The organism is Altibacter lentus (genome assembly GCF_000746845.1).
Lineage (GTDB): Bacteria > Bacteroidota > Bacteroidia > Flavobacteriales > Flavobacteriaceae > Altibacter > Altibacter lentus.
In genome coordinates this window covers 385,623-405,357 of record NZ_KN050846.1, presented here as the reverse complement: position 1 = coordinate 405,357, position 19,735 = coordinate 385,623, and the positions used below count along the sequence as shown (strand labels likewise).

The following is a 19,735-nucleotide window of genomic DNA, read 5'->3' as shown; positions in this document are numbered from 1 at the left end:
TAACGAGAAAAACCCTTAAAGAAATTCTTTAGGTTTATCCCTACCAGAAATATAATGATACAAATACAAATATCTAAGAGGACCATCGCTGTGATTCTTTTTTAAACACTTCCTCTACTCTTTTTCTAGTAGTTTCAGTTAAAACCATTTCCTGTTTTTTATTCTTAGTGACCTTGCGAAACAACCATTGTCTAAAGGTAGCACTAAAAATCCTGGAGAAATAATCCTTGAGTCCAAGTTGTTTCAGTATATAAAAGAGCTTTTGAAATCGAAGTGCCTTACTTTCGTTCTTGTGTTCTGTCGTCACAGGTGTAAACGGAATGATGCCTAAAAAGCTTTCCAAGGAAGAGAAAACCTTTTGCGGGTGCTTCATAAGGTCCTCAAAACGAATGATGTGAATACGGTCAAAATGCTGTTCGAATCGTCTCACAGCGCGGTCATAGCAACTCATTCCAAGGTAGCTGTGCCATTGTAATGTACCCTGATCGTATTTTTCGAGATCACTCAACATCACTTTTTCGAAGGACCTTTTTTCCTTACCAAGACTTAGGTTCATCTTGTAATGTGAAAAAGCACGTTTAAACGGGTCTCTTAAAATTATTAGGATGCCGGCCCGGGCGTTATACTCCTTAATTAAACCTGCTGTTTCGGGTGCGTGCAGGTATGCAGTACTGCCTTCAGCTCTATAGGTCTCGCTACGGGCCAAGGAAAACAGTCGGGCATATTGTGCTTCTGTTTTGATCTTTGTAATATGGAGTGGTTCCGGAAATTGGTGGTCCAAGTACCTTTGGAGATCGAAGAAACGAGAGTCCTGGTACAGCGCCGCCGGCAATTCATTTACAAAATAATGAGGTTCTTTTACAGGTGACACGTAGATCTCCGGGTGTGTGGAGAGCGTCTCGATAAAAGACGTTGTGCCTGCTTTCATAGCTCCTACAATAAATAAATTTGCTTTATTTCCCATGACGCTTTTTAAAAAGTTTAAAAAATGGATACGTTCTCTTGTAGGGGAAATGAAACAATATCCACAACAATAGTCGTTGCCAACCTGTTAGCAGTTTCTTAGCCACTTTGTACACTTCACGATCCTGAGCTCCTGTATAGGTCGCGTAATTCTTAATATAGGTAAGCAGTACGAACCGATTGCAATAGGTAATGAAATGGTTCTTTTCTTTTGCTGAAAGATGCTGCTTTGTTGTAAGCAAGGTCTCTAAGAACAGTTTAAAATCGGATGGGTGATAATATGCTTTGGATGCGCCACCACTTCCCGAATTCCTGTAAAAGGACAGGTTCTTATTACTGAAGACCACATCTTCCCCTCTACTAAGACGAATCCAAAGATCGTGATCTTCATGCATTTTTTGTTCCTCTCTGAAACATCCGCTGCTAAGCAGATGCGATTTCGAGATCATAGCGTTGGAAGAATTGATGAGCGGCAGGTATTTACTAATCACTTCAATGTAATTGAGTATTCCTACTTTACCATCTTTAGGAAGAAACGGATTGTTGTAGCGCATAACGTGATCACTAAACACGTGGCTTCTCCCTGATGCGAACAAGTTATGCTTCGGATATGCTTTTATGCAGGTAACCATCTCTTTCAGAAAGTCGGGGGCCCACCAATCATCGGCATCTAAAAATGCGATCCAATTATAGCCGGCAGCTTCAATACCCGTATTTCTTGCTGCAGATACTCCCTGATGCACTATGGGAATCAATTTAAGTCGGTTGTCCTTTACACCTGAGGCAACCTCCAAAGAGCTATCTGTGCTACCATCGTCGACGACAATAAGTTCGAAGTCGGTGTACGATTGCCGTAATACCGAAGTGATCGCTTCTGCGATGTAGGCTTCTTTGTTGTATAATGGAATCACTACCGATATCATCTTGTGCTCTTATGTTCCAGTGAATGTAATAGAAACGTTCTAGAGGCTTCCCGCCACCTTTCAAGCTTTCTGTACACTGCCTCATAGTCGATGGTCTTGGAACATAGTCCTGAAACAACCGCTGTGGGTTCTGTTATCAATCGTTCCTCCAGCCCCAGTTCTTTTACTAGTGAGGTGAAACGTTCTGTTCCCCTCTTTTTATTTGCAATGGCGATAAATGGTTTCTTAAAAGTAATGGAAAAAAGCATTCCATGATAGGAGTCGGTAATGACGAATCCGGCATTGTATATATGGGACAACCATTCCCCGGGGGTTGGTTTAGACATGCCTTCGTCCTTTCTTCTGTCATCCTTATCCGACGTCATACTGAAAACCGTATCACTGTATTCTTTTGCTGCCAACTTCAGCAGGGCGTCCCAATGATGCTCTTCGTCCAAGAAATATGTGAAGATCCCTTTTTTGGGAGTTTCTTCCGTATCCCTATCAAAGAATTGATAATAGAATGTTTCCTCCATAAGTAACGTAGGATCCAGGACATGTTTTGCTGTTGTGCAGGCAAAATTATCGGTACAAAGTTGTACGCCGCTTGCTTCCCGAACGGAGACGGCCGAAAAGGAACTTAGTAGTTGTTTAATTTCCTTCGAAAACTGAGGGTGCTCCCAGCGTGCCGTTCCGAAGGAAGCCGCATAAGCGATCTTCTTAACGGAAGGATCTTCCACAAAATCTAGAAATGCATTCCGCCAGATGGTTCGCATGTATTCCATACGCCACACTTGATCGCTTCCTGTAATAACAGCTTCCAAAGGTATTTTCGCTATGGTTTTTCGCAATTGTGCATCGGAATATATGGGTTGGGTTCGTTGGGGTATGAATTCTTTGATGAATCGTGCAATAGAACGTGCCTCTTTTTGTCGGGCGCCAACATTTTTATAATCGACAACGCCCGTACTCCCCAACGCAGTTTTAATAAGGCGACGCCATTTTGGACTTGGGTACCTTCTGTCAAGAAGCAAAGGGTCATATCCCTGCTCCTTAAGGAACGCCATAAGAGCTATTGCCTGAAGAATTCCGCCATAGTTTGTAAACAATGGCATGGTAAAGATTCCTATTTTTTTTGACTGTGGCACTATATCGATTTGAGTTCTGCGGTTATATCCTTAATTAACGTTGTGTAAGCCTCTTCACTGCGCTCTATACTGAAATACGTTGCGCGTTGTTTTCCGTTTTCTGAAAGCTGCTGCCATCGCTCTTTGTTTGCAAGAAGCCTCTCTAATTCTTGAGGTACGATATCTTTGGTCCATTGATCCGGTTTGGGGATAAGGACACCATATTCCGTTTGGCAGGGCAATGTTACTTCCTGTTTCCAATCGGGAAGCAGTATTTCTCTGGGTCCGCCGCAGTCTGTCGCAATTACCGGAATACCCAGTGCCATAGACTCTACGACCACTAAGCTGAATGATTCGGAAGAAGATACCATTAATGAAGCTCTCGCCTTTGCGATCACAGGGTACGGGTTCGTTAGATTTCCGGTTACGATTACATGGGATGTGAGTTCCTTATCCCTGATCGACTGTTCGATCTCCTCTCGCAAAGGGCCATCGCCAACCAGTACCAGCTGCGTTTGGTGGGTTTTCAGGTACCCCTCAAGGTGTGCAATGAGTTGGAGGTGATTCTTTACCGGGCGAAATCCAGCCACATACACCACATACGATTCTGGAAGCGTTGTCGGTGTGGGTGCCGCTGCCTTTTTCAAAACCGATTTCAGGTCGATCCCGGCGTAGATCACATGATGCGGATTAGGAAGCTTGTAATGCGCATCGAACATATCTTTTATATAATGCGAAACCGAAATAATATGATCTGCTTTGTTGTAGGATCGTCCTACGAAATAATCGAGCCATTTGGATCTGCCCGTTCTAACACTCCACTCCCCGTGAAGTACACAAAGCGTTACATCGTTGTTTTTACTCCACACATTGAGCATGTTAGGCATTAACAAGTGACTTATAGCCACTGTGGCTTGTTCTTGTTGCTTTAGTTTTTTTAGTGCCTGTAAAAGTTGCCATTGTCTTCGAACCTTTCCAAAAACAGTTTGTCGTTTGGGAACATCGAGATCGATCACCGCACCCGCGTGATCGTACTCCTGCTCACCGGAATTGTAACGAACAAAACTGTGATCGAATTCCTTAATGAGTCCGAAACTAAGGTCGGCCGCAAACTTTTGAGCACCGCCGTCATAGAGCGTGGGGATGATGGATATAATGGTTGTCTTTCTCATCCAAGTATTGGCTTTAGCTGAGTGACAATTTTTTCTCCGTATGCTGAAACAGGTTCGGGGCTTTTCACGTATGCTTCGTTAAAGGAGTGAAGTTTTTGTGAAATTAAATAAGGCTGTACTTCACACCCTTTCTTCATTCCCAAAATAAGGGCATGCATGCGAGCTGAATAGACGTGCGATGCTTTTGTAAAGAAATGCAAGAGATCTTTCAAGGAAGCTATGGAAGCTATAGAGATTTGTACATTATACTTTCCCTTTATGAATGCTTGAAACTCTCTACATTCGGCAGCATCGGTCAAGGTAGTATAAAATAACAGCACCTCCAGCGATCGGGACCTGTAATCCAACAAAACTTTATAGAGCATTTCAAAGTAATCTTCTTTAGAGAATGATGCTTCAGTGTTGTACTTTTTAAAGACTTCGGTAAAATTCGTGATACCAAGCAATGCGACATCTTCTTTTATTTTCTTCGGACTCGTTTCTTTTTCCGAAGCATAAAATGCAATATCGGGTATTACGACCGAATCTCGCTTAAAAACAGCTTTACAGATGCTTTGGGAAAAAGTGTCGCGTACATAAATTCCGTCCATCCTTTTTATTCCCTTTTGATATAAAGCGCGTTCCAATCTACTATAATTGCCCGAGAAACCTACACCAGTTAAATAGATGGGGGCAGTGGTATGTTTTTTAATGGCTCTTGACAATGCACTTATGGCAACCGCAAATCCGCTGGGTGCTATTGTTCCCGCACTATTTATAAGTTGTCCACCACCAATAAGGATTATATCGAAAGTATTCTTTTGAAGGATAGAGCGAATATGTTTTTTATGTTTTATGTACCAATATTGAATATATAATATCCCCTTGATCTGACTCATGAACGAATTACGCTTCGCATTTTTAGGAAGGGCTTTCGTATAGGAATATGAGGGCAAGGTTTGTATGGATGGTTTAGACAAGTACAGGAACTCCGTATCGAAATCATGATCTGTTAAAAGAGCGAGCATAGCCGCTCTAATGGCCTGGTCTCCCAAATTATCACTATACCCTTCATTGATCACTAATGCCTTCTTTTGTTTCATCCGTTATTGTTTTTAGTTTTTGACAACTGCTTACGTGAAAGGGTGAAAAGATCATGCAACAACTTTTTATTCAGAAATATCAATCCGAAAAAAGAACTGCCGATTAAAAAAAGATCCAGATACAAATTAGTAAGCTGTGTTAAAAAGGCAAAAATAATCGCTACGGAAGTAAGTGCGACCAGCTTGACGTTGTTCACTTCAATTTTAAAGAAATGGTCGGTTTGTATCTTTCGTAAAACATACATCACCAAAAAACTGAAAAATGTTCCCACTGCCGGGGCATATAATCCTATATGTTTCAAGAGCAATAAGCTAATCAATATGTTCACAATTCCGCCGGCCAAGGATGTTGTGAATATATGCTTTGTACGTTTCGCCCGCTGATAACCCACTCCCACATACGATGCAAAGGCCTGAAAGGCCACACCAATAAAAAGAAAAGGTAGATATTTCCACGCTTCAAGATAGACCGGATCGATAAGAAAACGAACCAAATAATACGAAATAGAGATCAAGAAAATAACCAGCGTGAGTTCTAAGGTGATGAACTTATCAAAAAGTTTCGAGAAAAAAGCGGTGTTCTCCTTGTCGTCCTTCACACTTATCCCATGATCCTGCCACGCTAACAGGAAAATAGAGTTCACCAGCGTTACCACTGCAGGGAATCTGGTAGAAACGGCATAGATACCATTGGCTTGTATATTCAGTAAAAGAACGATCAAATATTTATCTGCCGCATTAATGAGCCACCAACTCACCGCATTAGGTACCAATGGCAAGGAATACATCACCATTTCTTTCATTTCGGAGCTGTTGAAGTGATGGTTGGAAAATACTCCCTTCCAAGACAGATTGAACACAACATAGGTAATGGTGATCATCCCCGAAATAACCGATGCCAACAGCAAACTCTCCAACCCCATGTCTAAAACCGACAGAAAAAGTACGGTACACCCTAAAAATGTTAAGGTATACAGTATTCCGGAAGCTGCAAATACCTTCGTCTTACCCAACCCTCTTAGTATTTTTTGCAGGAAGGGCAAGTAGCAACTTATTAAAAGCATGAAAGCAAAATACCCGGTGTATTGGAAGGAGATGAAAAACGTAAGTATGTAATAGATTACAAAGAAAGCTGCTGCGATCCCCGTTATAATTACGAATCCGTGAAAGATTATCCTTGCTTGTCTTGCAGTGTCTTCTTTGGCTTCCAGAAGCCAACGATAGATCGCTTCGGAGGTTTGTAGGGTAATGATGGGAGCAAGCAAATTTATAGAAACGATTATAAGATCGTAGGTTCCAAACTCATCCTTTGTAAGGTAAAAGGAGTATAGCGGGAGTAATAGAAATGTAAGGGCTTTGGAACCAAAGTTCCCTACAGCATAGATCAACGTATTCTTTAAAATGCTTTTTCCCTGTCCCATTTACAATTTTAAACGATCTCGATACTGTGCTATCTCTCTTCTTTTCTGAAAGCCTTATAGTATCATCCCCGCCGCTACGGTCTCGTGAGTGGCATCATCTATCAAGATGAAACTGCCTGTTATCCTGTTGTCTCTGTATTCGTCGATCATAAGAGGTCTTGTTGTACGCACTTTAATACGTGCTATATCGTTCATGGCCAACTCCTTATTTTCTTCCTCGCGCGAATAGGTGTTGATATCAATCTTGTAAAGAACATCTTTTATCATTGCCTTTTGTTCATTAGAGGTGTGCAAGATGGTATACTTTGCGCGCGGTCTTGCCGCATCATTATGCAGCCAGCATAGCATGGCGTCGAATTCTTGTGTAGACGTTGGTTTGTTATTGGTCTTAACGATCATATCACCTCTGCTCACATCAATATCATCTTCCAATGTTATAGCGGCCGACATAGGTGCGAAGGCTTCTTCCAAAGAACCGTCAAGGGTATCGATGGTTTTGATCTTAGAAGTGAATCCTGAAGGAAGTACGGTGACAGCGTCACCGGGTCTGAATATACCACTGGCTACCCTACCCGCATATCCTCTGTAATCGATGAACTCGTCTCGTTGTGGTCTTATCACCGTTTGAACCGGAAAACGGGCATCAATTTTATTAATGTCACTGCTTATATGCATGTGCTCCAGTGTGTGCAACAGTGGCGCTCCTTGGTACCAATCCATGCGGGTGGAGCGATTTACCACATTATCGCCGTCCAAAGCACTAATGGGCAGAAATTGAATATCCTTGGTGTAGAGTTTCGATGAAAATTCCTCGAACTGGATGATGATATCATTGTATACCTGCTCTGAATAACCGACAAGGTCCATTTTATTAATACACACTATAAGGTGTGGTATTTGAAGCAAGGAAGCTATAAAGGCATGGCGCTTTGTCTGTTCGATCACTCCGTTTCTGGCATCGATCAATATAAGTGCTGCGTTTGCGGTAGATGCTCCCGTTACCATGTTCCGGGTATATTGAATATGCCCCGGCGTGTCGGCGATAATGAACTTTCGCTTTGGGGTAGTGAAATAGCGGTAAGCGACATCTATGGTAATTCCTTGTTCTCGCTCATCTCTAAGTCCGTCTGTAAACAGGGCAAGATCTACCCCTGCATGTCCCTTTTTCTTACTCGTGGTTTCTACAGCAGCCAACTGATCCTCAAAAATAGCCTTACTATCGTAAAGAAGTCTGCCAATAAGTGTGCTTTTACCGTCATCTACACTTCCGGCAGTGGTGAATCTTAATAATTGGTTGTTATCAATATGCATGATGAAATTTTTTGGAATTATCTTAAAAATACCCTTGTCGCTTTCTGTCTTCCATAGCGGTCTCGCTACGTTTATCATCGCTTCGGTTACCTCGTTCGGTTTGCTTCATGGCAGCTACTTCAGTTACGATCTTTTCCAAAGTATCAGCTTCACTTTCTATGCCTCCTGTAATCGTGATATCACCCAGCGTCCTGAAACGTATCTTTTTGGTATGTACTGTTTCTCCCTCTTCCAGTTTTAAATGCCGGGATACCGGAATCCAAGAATTGCTTCGCCAAACCACCTCGCGCTCATGCGCAAAGTATAACGACGGGATCTTGATGTTCTCCCTAAGGATGTAGTTCCACACATCCATCTCTGTCCAGTTACTAATTGGAAATGCTCTAAAGTGCTCCCCTTCAAAATGTTTTCCATTAAGCAGGTTCCATAGTTCGGGACGTTGATTCTTAGGGTCCCATTGCCCGAAGTCATCCCGATGCGAAAAGAAACGTTCTTTGGCCCTTGCTTTTTCTTCATCACGTCTCCCCCCTCCTATGGCACAATCTACATGGTGCATCTCGATGGCGTCCAGCAAGGTTGTGATCTGCAAGGCATTTCTGGTAGCATTCTTACCACGTTCTTCCGCCACCCGGCCTTGATCGATAGACTCTTGCACAGAACCTACAATTAGCTGAGCTTCAAGCTCTGTGATAAGGTCATCACGAAACTGAATGGTTTCAGGAAAATTGTGGCCGGTGTCCACGTGCATTAGCGGAAATGGTAATCGTGACGGATAACAGGCTTTTTTAGCCAAATGTGTAACTACGATGGAATCTTTTCCTCCGGAGAACAGTATCACAGGATTCTGAAACTGCGCCCATACTTCCCTTAGAATAAAAATTGCTTCAGACTCCAATTCGTCCAAATAGTTCAAATAATACTTGCTCATTGTATATCAAGTTTGTTTTCTATCGCTTTTAAAATTTGTTTCACGGCACTCGCAACGGGCACCTTCATGGTGTCAATCTGTACATGTGGCGCTACCGGAGCTTCGTAAGGTGCATCTATACCCGTAAAATTCTTGATCTCGCCGGCACGCGCCTTCGCATATAAACCCTTTACATCTCTGCGTTCACACTCTTCCAGCGGGGTATTGATAAATATTTCCACATAGTTTGTATACCCTACAATCTTTTGGATCGTTTCCCGATCCTTGGCATATGGTGAAACAAACGCCGCCAATACTACCAGACCTGCGTCTATCATAAGGTGAGAAACCTCTGCAATCCTGCGTATATTCTCGGCACGGTCTTCGGGTGAAAAGGTTAAATTGGCATTAAGTCCTTTTCGCACATTATCGCCATCCAAAGTATAGGTGTGAATGCCTTGTTGCACCAATTGTGCTTCCACAGCATTGGCAATTGTAGATTTTCCGGAACCGGACAAACCTGTGAACCATATTAAAAAGCTTCCATGACCGTTACGTCGATTTCGCTTCGTTTTATTTACTGAATATTCCTGTTGAACAATATGCTTCATTACTATTCTAACTTGCGTTTTTCTAATCCGTAATCCATTCGATACCAAACTCTTTCGTGAAGATAATATAAAATCATCTTTGTGATCAACTCTGCAAATCCAATTTTAAGACCGGTAAAGGGATTCCCGGAAATGATCCACGAAATGATCATCGTATCCAATGTTCCCAAACCGCGCCACGTGAACGTCTTCGCTATATGTCTTTTCCTGCTTTCCAGTATTTTACCGTTCTTGGATAGGTTCACTTTAAACCAAACACGTTCGTGGATAAAATACAAGATCATTTTAGTGATAACCTCAGCGAGACCAATTTGTAAGCCTAATAACGCGTCTCCTGTAATCAACCATGAGAGCAGTATGGTATCCAGGGTTCCCACAATACGCCAAGTAATGGTCTTTGCGAGGTGCCTTTTATACGATGTGTCAGTCATTAGGCGGTTACTAAAAAGTACGGATTCAATAGGTTTTCCTTATTATATCGCAAGGGTTTTTGAGTACTGTTATCTATAACTTTCACCTTCACCGCTTCACAAATAGCCTGACCCGCAGCGGTATCCCATTCCATGGTGGGTGCAAAACGCGGATACACGTGAGCCGCACCTTCGGCCACCAAACAAAATTTTAAAGAACTTCCCTTAGAAACTATCTCAACCGAATTTTCCTTTTCTATTTCTGAAATAAACGCCTTCGTGTCTTCATTTAAATGCGAACGACTTCCTACGATCTTGACGGGAGCGTCCCCTTTTAGGTCGGGATGTATTTCTGAAGCATTCGCAAAGATCTCATCTACGGGCACTGTTTCCGAAGCCAATTCGATCTTATACGCCTTAGTTGCGTCATGAGAGGTAAAATAGAGGGTTTTGCTAACGGGAACGTAAATAACCCCTAATAAAGGCGCATTATCCTCTATTAGCGCAATGTTTACAGTAAACTCACCATTTCGCTTGATAAACTCTTTGGTGCCGTCTAATGGATCCACGATCCAGCAGCGTGTCCAGTTTTTTCTTTCTGAATAAAGTATACGTTTGTTCTCTTCGCTAATGATTGGAATATCCGTTTGCGTAAGATAGCTCATGATAGCCTCGTTCGCGTGTTTATCGGCTGTAGTAAGTGGCGAATTGTCATCTTTGGTTTCGATGTCAAAGTCCGTTTCATAAATGCTCAGTATCTTTTCGCCGGCCTCCAAAGCCGCTTGTATAGCCAAGGTCAAATAAGGTTTCATAGATTGGGAATTTATTTGAAGCGCCAAAGGTACAATAATTACGGTAAAGAATCTTGGCGACAGCTTGATAACCCATATTTAAATAGTATTCTTTACAGTTTCTTAAAATGCAGAAATTCAGCGTTAAAAAAAGATTAAAGAGCTCACAAAAATTGGCACTCGCTTGGTTTGCTCGTACTTTTGAAAGAACCAAAAAATTAAACATATGAATTACCTGAATCTCGATAAAACTAAAATCACCAAAACCGCACAAGAACTCAATGTATTATTAGCCGATTACCATGTTTATTATCAAAAACTACGAAATTTCCACTGGAATGTGGTAGGCAAGAATTTTTTCGATCTTCATGTAAAGTTCGAAGAGATGTACGACGATGCCAAACTCAAGATCGATGAGATCGCAGAACGCATCCTCACACTTCGGTTCCAGCCGGTGAGTAATTTTTCAGATTATCTGGAAAAATCCAATTTAAAAGAATCCGCTTCAACACTTGATGATGTAGAAATGGTAAAGACCCTTCTCAAGGACCACGGTACCATTATTGAACACATGCGTAAGGTGATCGAAAAGGCAGATGCTGCCGGCGATGAAGGAACCATAGACCTAATTGGTTCTTATATTGCAGATCTGGAAAAAACAAGTTGGATGCTGGATGCCTGGTCCATGAAAACGAACGATACGCATCCCAAAGCCTAAGGATGCGAATAAAACAGAGTCTGTCTTCGGGCAGACTTTTTATTATGAAAAAATTCCTGCTCTTTTGTTTTATTGGTATCTCCATAAGTTGTCAAGACTTTGGAAAGTTAAAAATCCTTGCCTCTCTTCCAATTGCCTTAGATGAAGTTAGCGGCATGGAACATCTTGCCAATAGCGACCTGGTATGGATGGTGGCCGATGCCGGCAATGCGCGTACCGTCTTTGGTATAGATCCATCTACCGAAGCTGTCAAGAAAACCATCACGATCGATAATGCCAAGAACAGAGATTGGGAAGATCTCGCCGATGATGGTAAAGGAACGCTCTATATAGGTGATTTTGGCAATAATAATAACGCCCGCAAAGACCTTGTTATCTATACCATTCCAAACCTAGTTTCCATTGAAGGGGATAGGACCACCGCAACAAAAACAAGCTTTTCATTAGAGGATCAAACTGAATTTCCTCCTAAGAAGCGCGAACGAAATTTCGATATTGAAGCCTTTATCTACTTTAAAGAGCATTTCTATCTCTTTACCAGAAACCGCAGTTCTAAGTTCGACGGGACCACAAAACTGTATAAACTTCCTGCGCGTGCCGGTACTTTTGAAGCCGAATATATCGATTCATTTAAAACCTGCAAGGATCCTTCAGATTGTGATGTGACCAGTGCTGCCATCGATCATGAAAACGGTACACTAGCCTTGCTAACTTACAACAAGGTGTTTCTTTTTAGAAACTACACGGGAGATCGCTTTTTTGAAGGAACGGTAGAGGAGATTAAATTAGGTCATAAATCACAAAAGGAGAGTGTTAGTTTTAAAGATGCCACTACTTTATACATTGCCGATGAACGCAATGGCTATGTAGGCGGAAATCTCTACGAGCTTTCCATCAAAAACTAACGCCAAAGCCATAGGCAATTCGCCAACCTTCCGCACCGTGGAAGGCACTCACATTCCCTAGGATCGCATCTGTCCATTTTAACAGGACTCCGCCACCATACGACTCGTGCCACTGACGGGAACGCTCGTCGGAAACCCACACACGACCTACATCATAGCCCGCAAAAACATTGATCGCCAACGGGAAGAGAAAGGTTTTGAGTTCTTCAAAACTATATAAGAGATCTGCGCTTCCCAACAGGTTCTGATCACCCGTAAATCGCTCGTTACGGTAGGATCGCAAGCCTCGCGCAGCCCCTAATTGCGCCGATTGATAGAATTGAGGACGGTCGCCGATGGTAACAAAGCTTTTTGCCTCCGTTTTAAGCACCAGCCTGTTATTGCTTAACAACGAATTATAAAAGGTCACCCCAGCATCAATAAAAGCATTTAAGGTTTGAGAATCCAATGCGTCAATAGCGCCTCCTTCTACTTGAAACAGCATCCCTTTGGTGGGAAAATAAAGATCATTAAAATTCTTGTAGCGATACGTAAGCGAGGGTTTTAAAAAATAGGAGCGTGCGCCAAATGCTTCGGAAAAGTTCTGATCGAAAAAATTAGCACCGTTACGAATTATATCTACCGCCTGAAGGTTCAAGCCAATCTGAAAAAAACTACCGTAATCTGAAGCCGTTTCAAAACCGAAACCTCCTTCGTACCAACTCAGGTTCACTCTGTTGAAATCGATCCCTAAACGTTCATCATCGTTACGAGTGTCATTTCCGAAGCCAAAGAAATTTTGTGTATAATTCTTCGAGGTCGCTCGTCCTTGCAACAACATATTGAAGGAACCCACAGCTGCTGCATATCGCTTGGCGAACTCAATGTCCAGTCCTTGTGTTAAAAAGTGGTACTGGGTACTTAGATTGAATTTACGTCCGTAGGGATTGGTAATAAACTGGTCTACTGTCTTTTCGAACCGGGCAGCGATAGAAAATCCCGTGTCGGGGTTATAGCCTGTAAATAGGCCTATACTGCCACCGGTTGATGGTTTTTTCTGGTAATCGTAAAGATTTGCTTCATAGAAATTCGTAAACCTGAATTGTGAGCCCCCTTTATTCACGATCTCATGGTCCTTGGACCGGCGATCGTACACCTTAATTCCTTTCCCGTTCTTTATATTGTACCGATCCTTTTCCTGTCCGCCAATAATACGAAGTAATACAGGTCGATCCCCTTCCCCGGTCACCGTGAACACATCGTCATCATCTAAGCCGTAAAGCCATATTTCGTTAGTTTCCTCACTGTTAAAGGTGCGATCGAACAACAGCTCTCCTTTCGCCCCATCTTTGATCCTATAACCTACAATTCGAGTAACCCCACCCGGAAGTCTGGTGATCTCAAAATAATCATCTTTGTCGGTTCCGGTGATCATTTGAAATTTAATGAAGGCGCTGTAATAGCGATCCACGATCGAGACCAAATTATCCTTTCGAGCTAATAAATGTGATTTGATCTCGACGATGGTACTGTCTTGTACCTCTTTAGGGAGTGCTTTAAAGGCTTCATCCACGATCTGCTCGTTCAATGCTTTTTGTAAGATACGGGCCTGTTCAAGCCATACCGTTTTATCGCTGCGCTTTACCAAGGCTCTATCGAGTTTAGAACCTGCTACATTAAACCACTCTACGTCATGGATGTCCGGTCCATAGACTCCAAGCTGATTGACACCTCCCATGAGCTTCCGAAGTAAGTTTAGAAAACTTCCATCAAAATTCGCAAATACTTGGTCACGGTCTCGAGGGATAGGAACGAATACAGTTTTGCCCCCGTCATTCTCGAAAACGGCCCAACGCCATTGATCGCTGTGGCGGTCCCAGTCTCCAATGAGCATGTCGAAGATACGTGCCCGTATGTATGCCTCTTCATCAAGAACGAAATCTTCATCTTCTCTAAGTCTGCTTAAAAGATCATCGGTACTTTCAATATCATCCGGATACCCAAAGTTCTTTTTATGTGTGTACTCGTCAGAAGGTTTTTCAACGATCATGTACAGTTGATCTCCGTATTCTTCATTGTATTTCCCTAATGCTCTTTGTTGGGGGACGTAAAATAGTTCAGGGGTCGTATAGTAGACTCCTGCCGCTTTTGCCAGCGTTGGAATCGCAAAAGCCGCATAGGGATGTGCCGCTGTATAGAAATCCAGGATCAGTTCTTCAGTAACAGTTTCCGAGAAATATTTATCCCCGTCCACGCCTTTAAACGTAGTGCTTTTTAAAAATTGAGTTGCACTTTTCTTTAAGGCTCGCATATTGTACTCTTTTCCCTCCTTGGTCAATAACCGCAGCGATTTTGTCTGGTGTCCGCCTCCCGGACGTTCGATAGTAAGCCCTCCGTAGAGCGTATCGAGGATAGCGACCTTGGCCTCCACTTTAGTTCCATAGACCGCACGATAGTGGTTGCCCCAGAAGGATGTAAAAAAATCGGAACGATCTACCAGATCCAGATCGTAAACCGACGCTTCCATGGTTTTGGGAAAATCTGTGGGAAGATGGTCCAGCTTTGGGGGCACAGGTGCGGCGATCACTTTTTTCTGAAACAACTGTGTGGTGTTCCCTGCGGCGTCAACACCAAAAAATGTGGTCCAGGCACTACCATCCGCTAAAATCGCTACTTCGGCGAACCCCTGCCCTCCGTGAGAGAAGAATCCGTTGTCACTAATCCCTACGGGTTTGGTATCATTTCCTGCGCCGGAAATAATCTGATGTATGGCTCCTTGTTCTATATACTGAAGGTTCTGCTCGTGACCCGAAACGACTAAGATGCGTTGCTCGTTTTCGGTAAGTAAAGGAATCAAGGCATCGACCATTTCTCTGTACCGAAGGTTAAACCGGTCCTGAATGGAGGGGCCGCCCTGCGAGCGGATCTGTGCCACTAAGGTCCCTATACCCGGAAGCGGTATGTTTCCTTGCAAGGGAAACAAATGATCCCGCGCCGAAAAACGCCCGCCGTGAAATCCATTGGTGTACAAAGGATGATGCATTGCAAACAGCACCAGCTTGTTGGCATGGTCTTTTAGTTCGCCTTCGATCTCTAATAGCAGCTTTTTTCGTGTCTTGATCTCACATTTATCATTCATGCCTGAGTGCTTGTCCCAGTTTTCCAGGTACCACTGACTATCAATTACCAGAAGTTGAATGGATTCTGATATTTCGATACTTTCCAATGGGCACCCATTATTGGGTGTTAGCACTTCGTCTGTATCAAGCGCTTTCTCCAAATAATCTTCCATGACCTCCAACCCCCTCGTACCATCGAATTCCCAATCGTAATTTCCGGGTACAAAGAACGCCTTGGCTTTGCTTGCTTTAGAAACCGCCACTTGTCTTTGCAGATGTTCTTTAACTCCCGCTTCGCTCTTCCCTCTTACATTGTCACCCAAAAACAGAATGTGGTTTTTTTCTGAAGGTATTTTAATGATCTTTTCTTGAACAGAATTCAATACCATATCGCTATTGGGACCCCAGGCATTTCCTAAAACGAAGAAGCGGGCTTTTACAGAGACTGTGTCCTGCTCTTTCTCCCATACTTCCGAAGCGTCCCTATCGATCACTGTGCCTGAAGTTGCACAGGAAACGATAAAAATCACACTAAAAAGTAATAAGATTCGAAATCGTTTCATAGCTGTATACTGCTTATTAAAAGGTAATGCCCAATCCAAAGACATAACGCGTCCCTTCCACCGAATGAAAAGCGCTAAATGATCCGTTAAGCCCCCCCGAACCGTTGATCCACAGGCCACCGCCCAATGAGTTATGCCATTTGTCGGAATCCTGACCCGGTATCCATACCTTTCCAAGATCGGCTCCCCCATAGACCCCCACCTGAATAGGAATGAGCTCTATTTTAAATTCGTCGAAGCTGTACCGTACATCGGCACTTCCTACCAGGGATGATTTCCCTGTAAACCGTTCTTCTCTGTAACCTCGCAAGCCGTTATTGGCTCCCAAGGTTATTCCTTGATAAAACTCAAAATTGTTGTCAAAGTTAAATCCGGCCTGAATGTTTGTTTTCAGCACTACCTTTTTGTTGACCGTCAAGGCATTATAAAATCCCAATCGGGTTTTAAGGAACCCAAAAATCCTGTCCAGGTCATTCAAATTATCAGTAGCTCCCACCGAGAGGTCGAACATCATTCCCTTTGTTGGATTCAACGGATTGTCATAACTACGATAGTTATAAAGTCCCTCCAGCGTCCCGAAATAGGAAGTTTCGTTTAGTATGAAGGCTGCGTTGGGGGAAAGGGAGGCCGGCAACGGACTGTGCAGCCTAATTGCTTCCACCTTTGCGTGTAGTTTGAAGAAACTACCAAAATTCGAGTTTCGGAGCAATCCAATATTGGCTGCGATGGTTTGTAGTTCAATCCTGTTGTTCTCGATCCCGAGTTCCGCCTCGGGATTAACGGTCTCATTTCCGTAGCCAAAATAATTAACAGTATAGTTGGGGCTGGTAAAATAAAGTCCGAAACTAAGATTTTTATCGTTCTGAATATTAGCATATTCACCGTTATATTCTACATCAAAACTTGAAGTGTCAAAATAGTAAGAAGCACGTGCTGTGTGTTTTTGGGAAAAAGGATTTCGCTGGTAGTTATTCACTACATATGTGTATTGCACCCCCATATTCATTCCGTCGTCCGGATTGTAGCCTAACACCGAAGCATAATCGTTGGAACGTGTGATCTGTTTTCGATAGTCGTAAACATTCAGGTTGTATACATCGGTAAAACGAAGGCTTCCCCCTTTTCGCTCCTCCACAATGCTTTCTCTGCTTTCATGATCGTACACTTTGGCGTTTTCGCCTTCAATGAGCTTATATGTATCGATCCCCTGCCCTCCTATCAGTCTAACAAATATTAAATCTCCCTGCGTATCGCCATGTATTTCGAAAGTGTCTTTACCGTCCAAACCAAAGATCCAGATCTCGCTAGTGTCCTTGGTTCTAAACGTGCGGTCGATCACCGGTTCCTTTCGATCATCCTTGTAGTTTGAATAGACCTTAACATTGGTCATGCCATCGGGCAGCCTTGTGATCTCAAAATAGTCGTTATAATTACTTCCTTCTATGGTTTGCTGTGTCGCCAAATAGGAATAGTAGCGATCTGCGATGTCTACCAGATTTTCCCGACGGGCCTTTAAGGTTTCAATGATCTCTTTTAAGGACTCATCACGAACCGCTTCAGGGACCCTCGTAAAAGCCGCATCTATGAGTGAATCGGTTAGCGTTTTCTTAATAGATTCGGCCAGGAAGATCCATTGTGCTCTTCCCGAACGCTTGAGAAGTGCTCTGTCCAGAATGATTCCTTCTTTATTGAAATATTGCAAGTCTCTTATATTCTCGCTGTAGATCTGTTTCTGATTATTACTTCCGAAGATAGACTTCGCCACGTCAAGGATGCTCCCTTCGAAGCTGGAAAAGGCATCGTCTTGATTCTTTGGGATGGGAACGTACACATTTAGACTGTCGCGATTGTAATACTCAGCCCAGCGCCAATAATCACTTTCTCGGTCCCAGTCTCCTATAAGCATGTTGAAGAGTCGGGATTTAATATAATTTTGTTCATCCACCCGAAGATCGGCCCGAGAACGCATTTTAATAAGGATATCATCCGTGGTCTCAATGTCGTCCGGATATTCGAAAGTTCTTTGACCCTCACTGTCTTCATTGGGTTGTATTGAAATATAATACAGATCGTTTCCAAAGTCCTCGTTGTAATTACCGAGACGCTCCTGCTTGGGAATATAATACAGCCTTGGTTTCGTGTTAAAGACATCGATGGCATCGGCCAAGAGAGGAATGGCCATCTGGGCATAAGGATGCGTTGCGGTATAGAAATTACTGTCAAAATTGTCGGGAAACGATATTTCCTCTTTTGCATCGGTTTCCTGAGAGGCTTCCACATTTTGAGGGTCTAACGGCACGTCTATTTTAGTAAGGAAACTTAGCGCGTTCTTCTTTAGGGTACGCATACGGTATTCGTTTCCATCCTTATCCTGTAATCGCAGTGCCTTAAAATTCTTATTGCTGGATTCACCAATGATTGTGACCCCTCCAAATAGCGTATCCAAATAACCAATTGGAGCTTCAACCGGATGAGCGTACACCTCTTTGTATTTTCTACCCCAAACCGTCTTAAAGAACAACGCTTCACTAATAGAATCTTGTTTGTAGATGGGCACGCTTATTGTTTTCTGGGATTCCGGCAGTTTTGGCAAGCTGCTGATGTCATACGGTTTAGGAGGCGCAATGATCTCTTTCTGAAATAAGAGCTCGGGCGTGTAATTTTCTCCAACACCATAGTATTTAACCCATGACGAGCCGTCTTCGAACACATCCATAACAGCAAATCCTAGTCCGCCATAGCTAAATTCACCAAATTGTCCCAGATCTGCAAAGCTCGATTTGGCACCATTTCCCGTTTGGATCTGAATCAAACCCTCCTGCTCTATATGGTGCATGGTATGTTCGTGACCAGAGGCGAATACAAGACGTTTACTTTTTTTTGCAATGGTCGCCAGGCGTGTCATTAATTTATTATACAATTCGTTGTATCGGTCCTGCACCGAAACACCCCCTTGTGATCGTATTTGGGCGACCAAGGACGACAAAATAGGCAATGGTAACTTTTTTTGAGTAGGGTACAAATGCTTCTTTAAAGCAAAGTGACCTCCATGGGCCCCGTAGGTAAACATAGGGTGGTGCATGGCAAAAAGAATGGTCTTACCCTGGTTCTTTTCCAGTTCTGTCTCTATTTCTATAAAGAACTTTTCCCGCGACTTGATCTCACAATTCTCATTGATGCCCGGATCTGTGTTCCAGTCCTCCAGATACCATTGGGTATCTATCACGATCAATTGTATGTTCTCACCCAGATCGATACTTTCTAAAGGACAACCCCCGGAGGGCCGTAAAAGATTTTTTCCTGAAGCAAACTCCAAATACAATTCTTCACGACGCAATCCTGCGAGACCATTGTTATACCAATCGTGATTTCCCGGTATAAAAACGATCTCACCTTTAAAATCTTCGAGTGCTTTAAGTTGTGCATCCAAGTGATTCTCGGCCCATTTACGTTCCAAAGGTTCATTTTGGGGAGGCATTCCGTCAGGATAGATATTATCGCCTAGATATATAGCATAATCGCCTTCGGTGTCCTCATCCTTTAAGAGATTTTGAAGTGTTTTAAGGGCGTCGCTCATTCCGTTCATTGGGGAAAGTCCGGCATCTCCAATTAAATAGAAGGTTTTTTCTATCTTTTTTTCTGAAGGATATACCACTTGCCTATCGGGTTCGCGATAGAGCGCATCATAAGAGGCGCACGAACCGAATAGTACCATGACTAATAGAACGAAGACACTTTTTTTGATCATAAAAAA

The 19,735-nt window shown here is 42.9% G+C and carries 15 protein-coding genes; 2 read left to right on the top strand and 13 right to left on the bottom strand.

What is annotated here, in order from left to right; all coding sequences use genetic code 11:
* Positions 1 to 73: 73 nt before the first annotated feature.
* From JS40_RS01985 to cysQ, 11 genes are read right to left on the bottom strand one after another with little or no spacing between them, the layout of a single operon-like run.
* Positions 74 to 964 (bottom strand): sulfotransferase family protein, encoded by an 891-nt coding sequence (locus JS40_RS01985; RefSeq protein ID WP_034257949.1) that lies wholly within the window; start codon positions 962 to 964, stop codon positions 74 to 76.
* Complete coding sequence (locus JS40_RS01980; RefSeq protein ID WP_051957464.1) at positions 954 to 1,886, bottom strand: glycosyltransferase family 2 protein; 933 nt, start codon at positions 1,884 to 1,886, stop codon at positions 954 to 956. The genes JS40_RS01985 and JS40_RS01980 overlap by 11 nt, the downstream gene beginning before the upstream one ends.
* Positions 1,883 to 2,980 (bottom strand): polysaccharide pyruvyl transferase family protein, encoded by a 1,098-nt coding sequence (locus JS40_RS01975; protein ID WP_034257947.1) that lies wholly within the window; start codon positions 2,978 to 2,980, stop codon positions 1,883 to 1,885. The genes JS40_RS01980 and JS40_RS01975 overlap by 4 nt, the downstream gene beginning before the upstream one ends.
* A 32-nt stretch (positions 2,981 to 3,012) precedes the next feature.
* Positions 3,013 to 4,164 (bottom strand): glycosyltransferase, encoded by a 1,152-nt coding sequence (locus tag JS40_RS01970; protein WP_034257946.1) that lies wholly within the window; start codon positions 4,162 to 4,164, stop codon positions 3,013 to 3,015.
* On the bottom strand, positions 4,161 to 5,246 hold the full coding sequence (locus JS40_RS01965) for a polysaccharide pyruvyl transferase family protein (protein ID WP_034257945.1): 1,086 nt from the start codon (positions 5,244 to 5,246) through the stop codon (positions 4,161 to 4,163). The genes JS40_RS01970 and JS40_RS01965 overlap by 4 nt, the downstream gene beginning before the upstream one ends.
* A complete protein-coding gene (locus JS40_RS01960) occupies positions 5,243 to 6,667 on the bottom strand; it encodes a lipopolysaccharide biosynthesis protein (RefSeq protein WP_034257944.1) in 1,425 nt (474 codons plus the stop codon). The genes JS40_RS01965 and JS40_RS01960 overlap by 4 nt, the downstream gene beginning before the upstream one ends.
* A gap of 54 nt (positions 6,668 to 6,721) precedes the next feature.
* The gene (locus tag JS40_RS01955) at positions 6,722 to 7,978 is read right to left on the bottom strand and encodes a sulfate adenylyltransferase subunit 1 (protein WP_034257943.1); all 1,257 of its coding nucleotides are present in this window, start codon (positions 7,976 to 7,978) and stop codon (positions 6,722 to 6,724) included.
* 22 nt (positions 7,979 to 8,000) lie between these two features.
* Entirely contained in the window at positions 8,001 to 8,906 is a 906-nt protein-coding gene (gene cysD / locus JS40_RS01950) for a sulfate adenylyltransferase subunit CysD (protein WP_034257942.1), read from the bottom strand.
* Positions 8,903 to 9,496 (bottom strand): adenylyl-sulfate kinase, encoded by a 594-nt coding sequence (cysC, locus tag JS40_RS01945; RefSeq protein WP_034257941.1) that lies wholly within the window; start codon positions 9,494 to 9,496, stop codon positions 8,903 to 8,905. The genes cysD and cysC overlap by 4 nt, the downstream gene beginning before the upstream one ends.
* 2 nt (positions 9,497 to 9,498) lie before the next feature.
* Positions 9,499 to 9,927, bottom strand: a complete 429-nt coding sequence (locus JS40_RS01940) for a DUF2061 domain-containing protein (protein WP_034257940.1) — start codon at positions 9,925 to 9,927, stop codon at positions 9,499 to 9,501.
* Entirely contained in the window at positions 9,927 to 10,718 is a 792-nt protein-coding gene (gene cysQ, locus JS40_RS01935; protein ID WP_034257938.1) for a 3'(2'),5'-bisphosphate nucleotidase CysQ, read from the bottom strand. The genes JS40_RS01940 and cysQ overlap by 1 nt, the downstream gene beginning before the upstream one ends.
* Before the next feature lie 205 nt (positions 10,719 to 10,923).
* Here cysQ and JS40_RS01930 point away from each other — a divergent pair, with 205 nt between their 5' ends.
* A complete protein-coding gene (locus JS40_RS01930; protein ID WP_034257935.1) occupies positions 10,924 to 11,415 on the top strand; it encodes a Dps family protein in 492 nt (163 codons plus the stop codon).
* Between the two features lie 44 nt (positions 11,416 to 11,459).
* Entirely contained in the window at positions 11,460 to 12,320 is an 861-nt protein-coding gene (locus JS40_RS01925) for a hypothetical protein (RefSeq protein WP_034257933.1), read from the top strand.
* Here JS40_RS01925 and JS40_RS01920 read toward each other — a convergent pair.
* Entirely contained in the window at positions 12,310 to 15,981 is a 3,672-nt protein-coding gene (locus tag JS40_RS01920) for a bifunctional metallophosphoesterase/BamA family protein (RefSeq protein ID WP_034261929.1), read from the bottom strand. The two genes, JS40_RS01925 and JS40_RS01920, sit on opposite strands and share 11 nt — an antisense overlap.
* Positions 15,982 to 15,997: 16 nt before the next feature.
* Positions 15,998 to 19,729 carry a metallophosphoesterase gene (locus JS40_RS01915; RefSeq protein ID WP_034257931.1) on the bottom strand — a complete coding sequence of 1,244 codons (3,732 nt, stop codon included), beginning with the start codon at positions 19,727 to 19,729 and terminating at the stop codon, positions 15,998 to 16,000.
* Positions 19,730 to 19,735: the final 6 nt, after the last annotated feature.